The organism is Rheinheimera baltica DSM 14885 (genome assembly GCF_000425345.1).
Classification (GTDB): Bacteria; Pseudomonadota; Gammaproteobacteria; order Enterobacterales; family Alteromonadaceae; genus Alishewanella; species Alishewanella baltica.
The window spans coordinates 34,870-50,209 of sequence record NZ_AUDG01000007.1; the positions used below are offsets into that span (position 1 = coordinate 34,870).

General features: G+C 44.7%; 13 protein-coding genes. 3 read left to right on the top strand and 10 right to left on the bottom strand.

All coding sequences use genetic code 11. The annotated features are described in order from the left end of the window. Position 1: 1 nt before the first annotated feature. From H595_RS0104330 to H595_RS0104340, 3 genes are read left to right on the top strand one after another with little or no spacing between them, the layout of a single operon-like run. Complete coding sequence (locus H595_RS0104330; protein WP_037053668.1) at positions 2-1,504, top strand: phage head spike fiber domain-containing protein; 1,503 nt, start codon at positions 2-4, stop codon at positions 1,502-1,504. Continuing rightward, complete coding sequence (locus tag H595_RS0104335) at positions 1,501-1,968, top strand: hypothetical protein (RefSeq protein WP_027670094.1); 468 nt, start codon at positions 1,501-1,503, stop codon at positions 1,966-1,968. The genes H595_RS0104330 and H595_RS0104335 overlap by 4 nt, the downstream gene beginning before the upstream one ends. Next, positions 1,965-2,351 (top strand): hypothetical protein, encoded by a 387-nt coding sequence (locus tag H595_RS0104340; protein ID WP_027670095.1) that lies wholly within the window; start codon positions 1,965-1,967, stop codon positions 2,349-2,351. The genes H595_RS0104335 and H595_RS0104340 overlap by 4 nt, the downstream gene beginning before the upstream one ends. Positions 2,352-2,545: 194 nt before the next feature. On the opposite strand, the gene H595_RS0104345 is transcribed toward H595_RS0104340, so the two are convergent. From H595_RS0104345 to zwf, 10 genes are all read right to left on the bottom strand, one after another. Then, entirely contained in the window at positions 2,546-4,411 is a 1,866-nt protein-coding gene (locus tag H595_RS0104345) for a DUF885 domain-containing protein (protein WP_027670096.1), read from the bottom strand. Positions 4,412-4,506: 95 nt separating this feature from the next. After that, complete coding sequence (locus H595_RS0104350) at positions 4,507-6,189, bottom strand: NAD-dependent malic enzyme (RefSeq protein WP_027670097.1); 1,683 nt, start codon at positions 6,187-6,189, stop codon at positions 4,507-4,509. 56 nt (positions 6,190-6,245) lie between these two features. Further along, a complete protein-coding gene (locus H595_RS0104355) occupies positions 6,246-7,091 on the bottom strand; it encodes an HDOD domain-containing protein (protein ID WP_027670098.1) in 846 nt (281 codons plus the stop codon). 194 nt (positions 7,092-7,285) lie between these two features. Beyond that, on the bottom strand, positions 7,286-7,753 hold the full coding sequence (locus H595_RS0104360; protein ID WP_027670099.1) for a Dps family protein: 468 nt from the start codon (positions 7,751-7,753) through the stop codon (positions 7,286-7,288). 180 nt (positions 7,754-7,933) lie between these two features. Beyond that, positions 7,934-9,523, bottom strand: coding sequence for an ABC-F family ATPase (locus H595_RS0104370; protein ID WP_084153465.1), 1,590 nt, complete (start codon positions 9,521-9,523; stop codon positions 7,934-7,936). 155 nt (positions 9,524-9,678) lie between these two features. Then, positions 9,679-10,326 (bottom strand): bifunctional 4-hydroxy-2-oxoglutarate aldolase/2-dehydro-3-deoxy-phosphogluconate aldolase, encoded by a 648-nt coding sequence (locus tag H595_RS0104375; protein WP_027670101.1) that lies wholly within the window; start codon positions 10,324-10,326, stop codon positions 9,679-9,681. Position 10,327: 1 nt separating this feature from the next. Then, entirely contained in the window at positions 10,328-11,302 is a 975-nt protein-coding gene (locus H595_RS0104380; protein ID WP_027670102.1) for a glucokinase, read from the bottom strand. After that, positions 11,295-13,127, bottom strand: coding sequence for a phosphogluconate dehydratase (gene edd / locus H595_RS0104385; protein WP_027670103.1), 1,833 nt, complete (start codon positions 13,125-13,127; stop codon positions 11,295-11,297). Before edd ends, H595_RS0104380 begins: the two co-directional genes overlap by 8 nt. A 9-nt stretch (positions 13,128-13,136) precedes the next feature. Then, positions 13,137-13,829 (bottom strand): 6-phosphogluconolactonase, encoded by a 693-nt coding sequence (pgl, locus tag H595_RS0104390; protein ID WP_205623169.1) that lies wholly within the window; start codon positions 13,827-13,829, stop codon positions 13,137-13,139. A gap of 3 nt (positions 13,830-13,832) precedes the next feature. Next, positions 13,833-15,302: a glucose-6-phosphate dehydrogenase gene (gene zwf / locus H595_RS0104395; RefSeq protein WP_027670105.1), complete on the bottom strand. Its 1,470-nt coding sequence runs from the start codon at positions 15,300-15,302 to the stop codon at positions 13,833-13,835. Between the last annotated feature and the right edge of the window lie 38 nt (positions 15,303-15,340).

The window sequence follows — 15,340 nt, forward strand, 5'->3', positions numbered from 1 at the left end:
AATGCAAAAATTACCCGTACCAAATATCACGCTTGATACCCAGGACCAGGGCAGCGCATTTCAGACCAAAATGAACAGCCTGGCCAGTGCCTGTAAAACGGCTGTTGAGGCGTATAACAATCAGGTTGATGCAGCTGAAACAGCTCAGCAATACAGTGACGCGGCGCAGCAAGCTCTGCTGGATGCGGATGTGACGCCGGTGTTGCGGCGAATGAATATGTTCACAGATGAGATGCCCTCAATTAGTTTAGATTTTGAACATGCTGACTATTACGGTTATGTACAGGGTAGCGGCATAGTTACTAAGCAGCTGAGCGATCTGATGCAAACAACAAGGGACACGCCAGTTATTGGCCGAGGTTTGGCGGGATTTGAAAGTATTCCCGCAAACACTCCGATCATTGAACTTGACCCGGTTAAACATGCCGTTATCGGATTGAAATCAGCAGCAGTTAGGGTCAATAAATTATTAAAGTCTAATGATTTTGCCGCATCTCAATGGATTAAAAGTGGTGCAACACCAACTGAAGCGTCGACTCCACCACCACTTGTCGGTGCAAAAGTGTGGCAGTTAACTGAGAATGCTACTGCTGGTGGTCATTACATCAAGCAAGACGTTTTATTAGAGGCCAATAAAACCTATAGCATCGTAGTAGTAGCAAAGCCCGCTGAACGTAATGAAATAGCGATTCAAACAGCATCGACAGGTAAATGGTTAACGCCCAAAATTTCAACAATAGATTTATTGGACGCTACTGTTATTGACGGTGATGGCAAAACAGCGCGCTTGTATGATGATTTTGTTGAAAGCTATATAACTGCCAATTATGGTGCTGCTGCAGGTTACGGAGGTGCGAATATTTATGTATCAAAGGATGGGCAGACGTCATATCAGGGTGATGGGGTTAGTTCCGTTGAGATTTTTACGGTTGATTTAGTTGAGGGGTCTATAGCAGGGCCTCCGATAATTACGGACACAGTTGCTCTTGCCACTGCAGCAGATAGTCATAGTTGCGCAGTAACTCATAATGGGAGCTTTACGATTTACGGCGAGTTCGATCTAAGTGACTATCCGGTTGATACGTTTGTTGCTTTATGTAGGCTTTCTGACTCTGCTAATACCGCGACCCGTGGAGCTGCAATAAGAATTGGTCGAACGTTGGCCGGCAATTTAACGGCCGTTGCTGCGGCCAGGGGAGCTGACGGCATACTAACCTCTATACCTGCATCAAATCAAAACTCTATTGTTGTTGGATCAAATAAAATGGCACTGTCATTTGATTCAAGAACACAGCAATTATCAATATCTCTGAACGGTGTCACAACAACCGGAAACGCAGAGAGCGCTGGATTTTTACAAACCTATGCAACGCATATGTTTCCAATTAGTAAAGTGAATATCACTTCAAACAACACGAACCCAGAAACCGTTCGCTGCAAGCGCTGCATCTTTTGGCCCTATCTGCTTAGTGCAGAATCTAGAAACAAATGGACATCTATATGACAATCCGAATAGTAAATGTTGATGACAACGGTGTGTTTATTAACTCGTCACGTCCATTGCTTGGTATGGATAGTTTTGTCTCGCTACCACTAACACCTATTGAGCAATTTTCGGGTGCAAAAACATATTTTTATGTGTTCGCTGATGAAGAACAGGCAAAACAGCTGTTGAATTGGACGCTGGAAACTGGTTACCAACCGCAGTTTAAGGAGCCTAAATCAGTGCCTCAATCAATCACACGCCGCCAGGCTCGGCAACAACTGCTATTGATGGGTTTGCTAGATAATGTTGATCCAACAATTGCAGTAATACCAGATCAAACTGCACGACGCATGGCTGAAATTTACTGGCAGGATGCAACAGACTTTGAGCGCGATAACCCTTACTTGCTAAGTATTGCAGCAGCGCTTGGGCTAACACCGGAGCAACTCGACGATGCCTTTATAGCAGCGGAGGCGCTATGATTTTTTACGTCAATAAAATTAACGGCGTTATGATTGGTCGAAAAGTTCCTATGTTGCCCATTGCTGTAATAGAGAAACAATACAAAGGTGACAAAGGGCTGCGCGCGCATGAGATTGAACACATTAAGCAGTACTGCGTGTTGTTTGTTATCGTTGGTGCGTTAGGATCGCTGCTGACTAATGCTGCTATAGCTTTAGTCGCAGCAATGATGGCTCATGACGTGGCGTATACCGTAATAAGCAAATACAGATGCTGGGCGGAAGTGAAAGCATTTAAGAAGCAAATGCAATATGGCGTATCAATAGACAAAGCCGCCGCTGCACTTGCTGAACATTACAGACTCAAGTTGACAATAGAGGAAGCTAAAAAGCTGTTACAGTGATTGTGTATTTTGAAAAGTTGTTTCACTATGCGCAAGAATCAATTTTCGCAATTATCGCACAACAACCGCGTCAATTTTCGCGCGCCGCTTCATTATGCGTATTCTGATCAAAAAAGGCTGCTCATACACGATGAACAGCCTTTATAAAACGTTAGGTGGACATAACGCCTACCTAATCATTCGGCAACATGACATTACGTTGCTTTAGTTGCAGCAATCCAATTGTTCACCCGTTTTTCAAGTACGCTAAGAGGCAGTGCCCCGCCTCCCAATACCGTGTCATGAAAAGCTCGAATATCAAACTTATCACCCAACTCAGCTTTAGCTTTGCTACGTAATTCCAGGATTTTAATCATACCAATTTTGTATGCTGTTGCCTGACCCGGCCACACAATATAACGACGCACTTCAGAGATAATGGCGCCCTGGGCAATCGGTGTTTTTTCCATAAAGTAATCAATAGCCTGCTGTTCGTTCCAGCCTTTGCTATGAAGTCCTGTATCAACCACCAAACGCACTGCCCGCCACATTTCAGTAATTAACCGGCCAAAATCTGAATACGGGTTTTGATAAGCCCCCATTTCTTTAGCCAGTAACTCTGAATACAAGCCCCAGCCTTCAGAATAAGCAGTAAAGCCAGCTTGCGTACGGAAAGTAGGTACTGTAGTCAATTCCTGAGCGATAGAGATTTGCATATGATGGCCAGGATTGCCTTCATGATATGCAATGGCTTCCATCTCATTTTTTGGCATAGAACGCATGTCAGACAAGTGCGCGTAGTAAATACCGGGTCTTGCACCATCCGGAGTACCAGGGAAGTAGTGCTGGGCAGCGCCGGGCTGTTCACGAAACGGCTCTACCCGTTTTACCACTAAATCTGCCTTTGGCAAAATACCAAAGTAGTTTGGCAGTTGTTCGTTAATAAACGCCAGATATTTACGCGAATCTTCCAGATAGGCTTCACGGCCTTCGTCTGTTTCCGGATAATAAAACTGATCATCATCTTTAATAAATTTAAAGAAGGCGGCCAAATCACCTTTAAAACCCACTTTATCTTTAATGGTGATCATTTCTTTGGTTAAACGCTCGACTTCTGCCAAACCAATATTATGAATTTGATCTGCGGTTAAATCTGTCGTTGTAGACACTTTTAACCGATAGTTGTAATACGCTGTGCCATCCATTTGTTTACCGACACCGGTCGCAATGTCATCCGTGTTAACAATGTCCTGTTCCAACCATTGTTTTAACGCACTGTATGCCGGTAAAAAGTGGGTTTGCAACGCCGCTTTAGTTTCTTCAGACAATTCTTTTGCTTGATCATCAGTTAATTTATCTGCGTTAACCAGCGCGTCAATTTTACCCTTGGCATCACTCCACAACGGGACATCCTGTTCCGTATCGGTGAAAGGAGCACCGGTAATTAGGTTATTGATTTGCTGTAATACACCTTCGTAGGCAAAGCGTGGGGGTCTTACGTCTTGCTTAGCATTGGCTTGCGCCCTTTCCATTAGTTGCGTCAACGCGCGGCTAATGCCTTCAATACGTTTAACGTATGCCTGCATATCCTCAGCGTTATCGACTTTATGAAAATTTATTAAAATTTGCGGCAGTAAGGCATGAATACCCTGCATTTGGGTAAACGTGTAGGCATTTTTGCGAAATGCAACGCCCTCTTTGGCTTCTTCGTATTGATGTACCCAAATGTCGTAAGACGTTTGTGCCTCAAGATCCAGTTTCGCGTAATCAAAATTGGTTTTGAGTTCATCTACGCTTGCAGCTAACCAGGCTAGTTGCTTTTCTTCAGCCGCAACAGAGGTATCATCAACTTGATCGTATTTGTCTTTGCGTCCCAAAAAAGTCATTTGCAGTGGACTTTCCTGTAGCTGCTCTTCGTACTTAACCTCAAACCATTGGTTTAGTCGTTGCGTTTCAGATTGAAGATTTTCTTGAGGTTGTTCCGCTGCAACGTTTACTGAGGTAGAAGAAGACGTGTCCGGCGCTGGGTTACAGCCGGCAAGAACGCCGGCTACGGCCAAGGCAATTAACGATTTATACATGCTTAGAGGTCCTTGTTGTTTTGATTATCACCAAATGACAGACTACCTATAAGCATTGCATTAGTCTAAACAAATTGTAACCAGCTTTTTCTGAACTAGGCACTTATCCGCTTATATTGTCGGTACTGGGGTAACCAAAAATTCTCGTCTATTTTTTGTTGGAGGATAACGTCATCAACTTCAAGCGCCAAACCTTGTTTTATCGCGACCTTGGCCACGTTAAACGCTATTTTTTTACTAAGTGCTGCCAGTTCTGTAAACGCAGGCAACAGGCCACCGCTACCATTATTAGCTTTAGGTGACGCAGCTGCTAGTGTCTTACTGGCTTCACGCAGCATTTCGTCGCTAATAAGCCTGGCTTTAATGGCAATAACGCCCAAACCAACGCCCGGAAAAATATAGCTGTTGTTACACTGCGCTATAACATATTGCTGTCCATTATAACTAACCGGTGCAAATGGACTGCCTGTGGCAATAATGACATCGCCCTCTGTCCAGGTAATTACTTGCTCTGGTGTGGCTTCAACCTGTCTTGACGGATTACTCAATGGGAAAATAATAGGTGTACTAACACCTGCTTTCATTGCGCGGATCACCGGCTCAGTAAACAAACCTGCTTGCCCCGATACCCCAATAAGAATACCTGGTTTAGCGCAATTCATGACATCCAGTAAGCTTGGGAACTCACCACTGTAGCTCCAGCTTTCAATAGTTTTTTGCGGTTGCGTCAGTGCTTGTTGAAAGTCTCGTAAACCGGGTGTCGCGTCCGTTAACAGGCCAAATCTGTCAATCATAAAAATCTGACTGCGGGCTTGAGACTCGCTGATCCCTTCCGCTACCATCTGGCTAATAACTTGTTCTGCGATGCCACAACCGGCTGAGCCCGCGCCGACAAAAACAACTTGCTGGGCAGATAATTTCACATTTTTGCTACGGCACGCGGCAAGTAGTGTCCCTACTGTCACCGCTGCAGTGCCTTGGATATCATCATTAAAACAACACACTTGCTCGCGATAACGTTGTAACAATGGCATAGCATTTGGCTGAGCAAAATCTTCAAACTGAATAATAGCTTCAGGCCAGCGGCGTTTTACTGCCTGAATAAATAGCTCTACAAATTCATCGTACTCTGCCTGGCCTACGCGCTTTTGCCTAAGCCCCATGTACATCGGATCGTTTAATAACTTTTCATTGTTGGTGCCAACATCCAGCATCATAGGTAACGCATAAGCTGGGCTAATGCCACCACAAGCGGTATAAAGCGACAATTTACCGATAGAGATGCCCATACCGCCGATCCCTTGATCACCTAAGCCCAGCACGCGCTCACCATCGGTAACCACTATCACCTTCACTTTACGTTTAGTTGCATTACGCAAAATGTCATCCAACTGATGCCTGTCGTTATAGCTAATAAACAATCCGCGGGCACTACGATAAATATCAGAAAATTGCTCACACGCATCGCCTACCGTCGGCGTATAAATAATGGGTATCATTTCGTCCAAGTGTTGTTGTAACAAACGGTAAAACAAGGTTTCGTTGTTATCCTGGATGGCTCTTAAATAAATATGCTTATTAATTGCCGTATCAAAACTCTTGTATTGCATGTAAGCACGGCTGACTTGTTCTTCAATAGTTTCGTAGCGAGGAGGCAGTAAGCCTGCCAAGTTGAACGCTATGCGCTCATCAACTGTGAAAGCGCTGCCTTTATTTAACAAAGGCGTCTCGAGTAACGCTGAACCGGAATAAGCGGTATACAGGGGTGATTTTTTCATTGATAACTACCTGAATAGCCGATAGAAGTACTGTTAGTTCTTCTATCCACTGAAGATTAATAAATAGTGCTGATTCTGGGATTTAATACCGATAAAATAAACAACCCTTCGGTATTACAAAAATCGATGGCGCGAATAACATCTTGTTGGGTCAACTGCAGTAATTCAAGTACAAAAGGATCGACTAATTGCTTAGTGGTGTACATTTCAGGATGTTGATTTGCCAACGCCAGGCGAACTGCAAGATATAATACAAGTTGTGGTTTATTTTTCGGGTCAAACTTGTAGCTGTGTTGCAACGCAACCGGCGCAACGATGCTATCAGGTAACTGCCAAAGGTGTAATAACTCTGCGCCACAATTAGCATAAGTAAATTCAAGCAGTTGTTGCTGACGCTGCCAGGGTTTTTCTTCAGCTGAATAGTTCTGACATTGGTTAGCCAGTGTCGCATCGTTATGCAATACCACCATCTCACCAATGTTATGCAAAAGGCCAGCAACATAATATCTATCACAAGGTTTTAGCTGACAGCATTGAGCAAGAAATTTCGCGATGAGTGCAGCATTAACACTCTGCTCCCAAAAGCGTTCTAAATCAATTGATGAACTATCAATATTACTGCAAGCAGATGCAATACCTATGCTCAAAATTAAGTTGTAAACCTGAGTTTTCCCTAATATTAACAAGGCTTTGCTTACACTTTCGACCTGATAAGGCAGGTTGTAGATGGCACTGTTGGCTAGTTTTAGCAATTTAGCCGTAAGTATAGGGTCAAGTAAAATAACTTCTGCAACTTCATCCAGACTCGCGGTATCCGAATCCATAAGTTGTTTTACTTTTAAATATCCTTCCGGTAAAGCAAACAGATCTGCAACATTCTGCGCATATTGCAAGGCTTTCATTGGATATCTTCTCCTGTAGCGGATACATCCAAAAACGGCATCAGCTATAAGTGTTACTTCTTGGCGGGATTTTACAAGGTTTACGCAGAAAATCTTAGTGTTTTTTGTCCAAATGACAGTTTTATGCGCTCAGACACCACTGCCGCCCTACAGGCCAGACCTCTGGCGCTGTAAGGCTTTACAGTATAGGACGATTAAGCTACCAGGCTACGTAACATCCAGGCGGTTTTCTCGTGTACCGTCATGCGTTGCGTCAACAAATCCAGGCTAACCTCATCAGACGCTTTGTCAGCGACAGGAACAATTGACCGAGCTGTTTTAGCAATAGCTTCTTGCCCTTTCACTAAATCTTTTATCATCTCTTCAGCAGTGGGAATGCCATCTACTTCTTTGATACTAGTAAGTTTAGCGAATTCTTTGTAAGAACCTGGTGCAAACTCACCTAACGCACGGATACGCTCGGCTATATCGTCCACGGCCAATGCCAGCTCGTTGTATTGCGTTTCGAAGAGGGTGTGCAACGTTTGAAACATTGGGCCAGTTACGTTCCAATGGTAGTTATGCGTTTTTAAATACAGAGTATAGGTATCTGCCAATAGTACAGCTAAGCCGTCACAGATTGCTTTACGCTGTTCATCATTAATACCAATATTGATTTTCATAGCGGATCCTTTTATCAACATGTTGAACGATACAAACCTGGTGCACAAACTGCGCATTAATCAGCTTAAAGTAAAGCGTGCACGAGTAAGCTCTAATAAACAATGCTTACAAAAGACATGGGGGCGTAGAGAGATATTTCAAGTAAAAAGGCCAGTTTTAAACTGGCCTTTTTATATTGGTTAGCTAACTTGTGCGTTCAAATACTCTTCGTAGGTGCCTACGAAGTTACGTATATCGTTATCAGTGATCTCGATAATTCTGCTGGCCAGACTAGAAACAAACTCACGGTCATGGCTAACAAACAGCAAGGTGCCTTTGTAATGCTCCAATGCCAAATTTAGCGATTCAATTGACTCCATATCCAGGTGGTTAGTCGGTTCATCCATCACCAAAATATTTGGCCGTTGTAGCATCAACTTACCAAACAACATACGGCCTTTTTCACCGCCCGATAATACTTTAACTGACTTATTTATCTCGTCCTGAGAAAACAGTAAACGTCCCAGAATGCCTCGAATAGCCTGTTCATCGTCAGATGGCTGCTTCCACTGAGTCATCCACTCAAACAAGCTGATATCTGCAGTAAATTCATGAGCATGATCTTGTGCGTAATAACCAATTTTATGGTTTTCAGACCATTTAACCGTACCGGTCTCTGGCTTTAAATCACCGACCAGACACTTGAGCAACGTGGTTTTACCAATACCATTGGCGCCTAAAATGGCCACTTTTTCACCAACTTCAATAGTGAGACCAAGGTTTTTTAATAACTTAAGTTCACCAAAGCTCTTACTTAAACCTTCGACTTCAAGTGCTAAACGGTATAATTGTTTTTGCTGTTCAAAACGGATAAATGGGTTAACACGGCTAGAGGCTTTTACTTCATCCAGCTGAATTTTATCTATTTGCTTGGCACGTGATGTGGCTTGCTTAGCTTTCGACGCGTTTGCAGAGAAACGACTAACGAAAGTTTGTAATTCGGCAATTTGCGCTTTTTTCTTCGCGTTGTCTGACAATAAACGCTCACGAGCCTGAGTCGCTGCAAACATGTATTCGTCATAGTTACCGGGATACAAACGTAGTTCGCCGTAATCCAAGTCAGCCATGTGGGTACAAACGCTGTTTAAGAAGTGACGGTCGTGCGAAATAATCACCATAGTACTATTGCGCTCGGCCAACACAGTTTCTAACCAGCGGATAGTATTAATATCCAGGTTGTTTGTTGGTTCATCTAACAGCATGATTTCCGGATCGGCAAATAATACTTGTGCCAATAACACGCGTAACTTGAAACCCGGCGCAATAGCGGACATAGGACCAAAATGCTGTTCTACCGGTATACCAACGCCAATAAGCAGTTCGCCAGCGCGAGATTCTGCGGTGTAACCGTCCATCTCGCCGAAAGCGACTTCCAGATCAGCGACTTTCATGCCATCTTCTTCGCTCATGTCTGCACTGGCGTAAATGCGATCGCGTTCTTCTTTTACTGCCCAAAGCTCAGCATGACCCATAATAACGGTATCGATAACTGAATACTTTTCAAATGCAAACTGATCTTGATGAAGCTTGGCCACACGATGGTTTGGTTCGACAAACACATTACCTGCAGAGGGCTCTAACTCACGGCTTAAAATCTTCATAAAAGTAGACTTACCGCAGCCATTGGCACCAATTAAGCCATAGCGATTACCTTCACCAAATTTAATTGAAATATTTTCAAACAGCGGCTTGGCGCCAAATTGCATTGTAATGTTAGCAGTTGATATCACAGTGTGTTCCAGAACAGGTTATGACCGACAGAGCCCACAAGCAACCTAAGTCGCCTGAGGGTAAAAAGTGCAGTACTATACGCGTTTTTACCTACAAACTCAAAACAAACGCCCGGTAAATTCCGGGCGTTTGTTTTAATGTTTGTTAAAGCTGATTATTGCTGACTTTGTACTATTGCCGCTTTACACAATTCAGTGATTCGGCTCCAGTCTTTATTGGCAACAGCATCGTCTGGAACTATCCATGACCCACCAACACATTTCACATTTGGCAAGGCTAAATAGTCTTTAAAGTTCTTTTCATTAATGCCACCGGTTGGACAAAAACGAATATCGGCAAAAGGTCCATAAATAGACTTTAATGTTTTAACACCTCCAGCTGCTTCGGCCGGAAAAAATTTAAAGTGGCTGTAACCTAAACCGGTACCTTCCATCAATTCTGATATGCTGGCAATACCCGGAATTAACGGGATTATCGCATCTTTCCCTGCTTGCAATAATTCGCGTGTTAAGCCTGGGCTGATAGCAAATTTTGCGCCTGCATCAATAACCTGCTGCAGTTGAGCCGCAGTGGTAACGGTACCGGCCCCAACAATCGCTTCAGGCACTTCTTTTGCTAATAAACGAATGGCATCTAACGCAGCAGGCGTTCGCAGTGTCACTTCAAGCACTTTAATGCCACCTGCCAGAAGTGCTTTTGCCATTGGAACGGCGTCTGCTAAGTCTTTGATCACAATTACCGGAACCACAGGCCCTTGATCAAATAGTGTTCCAGGTTGTAATTGCCAATTTTCAAATGCCATATTAGTTACTCGCCAAAAATTGTTTCAGGTAAACGGCAGCACCGACTAAACCAGGCTGTTCTGCCGTAACGACATAGGTGGCGATCTGGCGATTAAACGCACTAAACCGGCCTTTTGCTTCAAAACGTGTTCTAAATTCACTACTTTCCAGCAGTGGCAGTAATTTCGGCACAATACCGCCGGCAATATACACACCACCAAAGGTACTCAGTGTTAGTGCCAGATCGCCAGCAATGCTGCCTAAACTGGCAAAAAACTGCGCTATCGTTGCTTTTGCCAGTTCAGACTCGCCACTAAGTGCCTGAGTCGCTATTTGTGACGCAGATATCGGTTCTACCTGCTGCTTACGATATAATGCCAGTGCACGATAAATTGCCTCTAACCCTGGGCCAGACAACAATCGTTCAGGGGAAACATGGCCATATTCTTTTGCCAACGTTTGCTGGATAAACCATTCTTGTTCGTTCTGGGCTGCCCAATCAGCATGACCACCTTCTCCAGGCAGCGGTATATAGATATCATTTACCGGTAATAAGTGCGCCACGCCAAGGCCGGTTCCTGCACCCAGCACTGCCATCGGCTTGCCTTGTTGCACTTCACCCTGGCCAAACTTGACTTTTTGCTCACAAGTTAACGCCGGCAGGCACATGGCCACTGCGGTAAAATCATTAATAACCAGCAATGCTTCCAATGCTAGTTGTTGCTGCATTGACTGAATAGAAAATTGCCAATGAAAATTGGTCATACTGACATTGTCGCCGGTTACCGGACACGCGATAGCGATAGCGACGTGTTTAATATCTTGTAGGTTTTTTTGCTGTTGATAATGCAGCAGCGCATCAGCCAAGGTAGCAAAATCCGCACACGGGAACACTGCAACCTCATCTAGTGCCAAACTGGCAAGCGAAACACGGCTAAACCGAGCATTAGTCCCACCGATATCAGCCACTATCGCATAGGCTGGCGACTTAGCCATGCAAGTGCTCCTCTGTTATAAATAAACTACAGGCCCCTTGTTCTGCCCCGGTTAACTGAGTGCGCAGTGCACCAAACATCTCACGGCCCATGCCATAATAGCTGTCAGCCATATCTAAGGTCTCGACATGGCGTGCGGCTAACTCTTCATCAGAAACTAAAACTTCCAAACGCCCGGTTAAACCATCAACTAACATCATATCGCCGGTTTTGATACGTGCTATGTTGCCGCCATCAATGGCTTCCGGTGTGACATGGATAGCCGCAGGCACTTTGCCTGACGCGCCTGACATACGGCCATCTGTGACCAAAGCCACTTTAAAGCCTCTGTCTTGCAACACGCCAAGTGGTGGCGTTAACTTGTGTAGCTCGGGCATACCACAAGCTTTGGGCCCCTGAAAACGCACAACTACTATACAGTCTTTATCAAGGTCACCTGCTTTAAACGCCGCATCTAGCTCGTGCTGGCTAGAGAATACTACAGCTGGCGCTTTAACAACTTCAGTGCCTTCACGCAGAGCAGAGGTTTTGATCACGCCACGTCCGACATTACCAGACAGTACTTCCAAGCCACCGTGCGTCTTAAAAGGCTTCTTCACAGTGGCCAATACATCGGTATCCAATGACTGCTCTGGTGCATCTACCCAAACTAATTTTCCGTCTTGCATAACAGGTTGCTGTGTATAACGGCGCAGTCCAGCACCGGCAACAGTTTGGACGTCTTCATGCAACAGCCCAGCGTCTAAAAGCTCGCGTATCAACAACGCCATACCACCTGCATATTGGAAATGGTTAATATCAGCCTGGCCATTTGGATAAATACGCGTTAACAACGGCGTTGCCGCTGATAACTCAGCAAAATCATCCCAGTTAACGATATAGCCAGCAGAACGCGCCATAGCAATTAAATGCATAGTATGGTTAGTTGAACCACCGGTAGCCAAAAGCCCGACGATGCCATTAACAATTGACTTAGCATCAATCATTTTACCGACAGGTAAATAGTCGGTGCCTAAATCCGTTAACCGCGTAATTTGGCGCGCTGCCGCTTTAGTTAGTTCGTCACGAAGTGCGGTACCCGGATTGACAAAAGACGCGCCAGGTAAATGCAACCCCATCATTTCAACAACAAGCTGGTTCGAATTCGCCGTACCGTAAAAGGTACAGGTTCCAGCCGAATGATACGACGCTGACTCTGCCTCAAGTAATTCTTCTTTACCAACTTTACCTTCAGCATAAAGCTGACGCACACGAGCTTTTTCTTTATTGGGTATGCCTGAAGGCATTGGCCCTGCTGGCACAAAAATAAAGGGTAAGTGTCCAAAGCTTAGTGCTGCCATAAACAGGCCCGGCACAATTTTGTCGCAGATGCCCAGCATTAACCCACCATCAAACATATTGTGCGACAAGCCAACCGCAGCAGACATAGCTATAATATCGCGGCTAAGCAAGCTTAACTCCATGCCAGGTTGGCCTTGCGTTACACCATCGCACATTGCCGGTACACCACCTGCAAACTGCGCCACACTGCCAACATCAGCAACAGCTTGTTTAATAATGGCCGGATAGTGCTCGTAAGGTTGGTGGGCTGATAGCATGTCATTGTAAGACGAAACAATACCGATGTTTGCTTTGGTTAAACTACGTAAATCGGCTTTATCCTGCTGATTACAGGCGGCAAAACCATGCGCCAGATTACCACAGCTTAGTACCCCCCGGTGCGGGCCTTTTAACCGTGCTTTTTCAAGCCGCTGCAGGTAAATATCACGGCTTTTTTGACTACGTGCAATAATTCTGTCCGTTACTTTCTGAATCACAGGATCCATGGCTATCCCCTAGTTTTCGCTATACATCACCGTAACGTGCGCTACGGGATGATGTAAAAATGCTCGTATCGGCATAGCAAGCGCGTCTTGCTCTGCCATCGCTTTGTTTAACACCGCTAATTTGTTACTTCCCACCAGATGTAAAAACAGATGTCGGCTATTTAACAAGCGCGGTAAACTTAGCGACATACGCTGATAGGGGGCGGTTTTAGGTTCAACTGCCAATACCGCAGGAGCATCTAAAGCCAACCCAGCACTAATTTGTGCACTGCAAGGAAACAATGATGCTGTGTGGCCATCTTCTCCCATACCCAATATCACAGCATCAAACTGAGGCAAACCACTCACCCGCGGCAATATCTCTGCAACACCTTCAAAGGCAGAAGCACCTTGAGCATACAAACTGACAAATGTTGCGGCCTGGGCTTTATGTTGTAATAACGTGGCTTTGACCAAACGTTCGTTTGAGTCTTGTTGGTTATCGTCTAACCAACGATCGTCAGCCAGCAACACCGTCACCTTGTCCCAGGCTAAATCGACCTGACTTAGCGTATTAAATAAGGCTTGCGGAGTTTTACCACCAGAAACAACCAAATACGCAGCGCCGCGTTGTTCTATACCCTGCTGTAAAATAGAGACCAAACGGTTAGCAAAATCGATATTTAAGGCGCTGGTGTCAGCAAATTGTTGTAATTCCATCATGCTTTATTCTTCCCAGTTCCGTTCGTCACGTGCTAATAAAGAGATAGCGGCAACCGGGCCCCAACTGCCAGCCTGATAAGACTTTGGCGGTTCATTGCTGGTTTTCCAAGCATCTAAAATACCGTCCACCCATTTCCACGCGTGTTCTACTTCGTCACGACGGACAAATAAATATTGATTACCTAACATGGCTTCAAGCAGCAAGCGTTCATAAGCATCAGCAATTCGCTGTGCTTTGAAGGTTTCATCGAAACTTAAATCCAGCTTACTTTCCTGTAGCCGCATATGTTCACCCAAACCAGGTATTTTATTCATTACCTGAATTTCCACACCCTCATCAGGTTGTAGCCGGATGATCAGTTTATTAGCAGGTAATTGATTGTAAGTGGCATGAAAAATATTATGCGGCTGTGGTTTAAAGCAGATCACAACTTCGCTAAGTTTAGAGGCCATCCGCTTACCTGTTCGCAAATAAAATGGCACACCAGCCCAACGCCAGTTATCAATATCAACCTTAATTGCGACAAAGGTTTCTGTTTTACTGTTAGGGCGCGCACCCTCTTCATCCAGATAGCCAGGTGCGGCTTTACCTGCGACAAATCCGTTGGCATATTGACCGCGAACGGTTTTCTCCTGAATATTGCTAATGTCGATTCTACGAAGTGCTTTTAGTACTTTAAGTTTTTCATCACGAATACTGTCAGCGTCTAACCGTGCTGGAGGCTCCATGGCAATAAGTGTTAACACTTGCAATAAGTGGTTTTGGACCATGTCCCGCATTTGGCCGGCATCGTCGTAATAACTCCAACGCCCTTCTACACCAACTTCCTCTGCAACAGTTATTTGCACATGATCTATCGAATTATGATCCCAGTTACCAGCAAAAATGGCGTTCGCAAAACGAAGTGCCAACAGATTGAGCACCGTTTCTTTACCTAAATAGTGGTCAATACGATAAATTTGGCTTTCTTTAAAAAATGCCGCCACTTGATCATTAATTACTTTTGAAGAGGCAAGATCATGGCCGATAGGCTTTTCCAGCACCACGCGAGCTGGCTCTTCAGCCAAACCTGCAGCGGCCAAACCTTTACAAATAGGGCCAAACAATGATGGAGGTGTAGCGAAGTAGCTTACCGGCACGCGTTTAGCTATATCAGTGACGGATGAAAGCTTTTTATAATCTTGCTCATTGGTCAAGTCTAGCTGCACATACACCAGCTTTTGTTGCAGACGCTGCCAAACGTCATTGTCCAATGGCTCTTTTAAAAACTTGTTCAGGTTGGTTAACACCAGCTCAGCGTAAGCTTCTGTCGACATATCATCGCGCGCAACACCGATTATGCGTGATTCGGTGCAAAGTAAATCTGCTTTTTCTAATTGGTACATCGCCGGCAATAGTTTGCGCCGCGCTAAATCACCTTTAGTACCAAATAAAATTAAGTCACATGCTGAATTTTGTGCTGTTGTCGTCATAACTGACCCTTGATTTAGATGTAATTTTACAACACTTA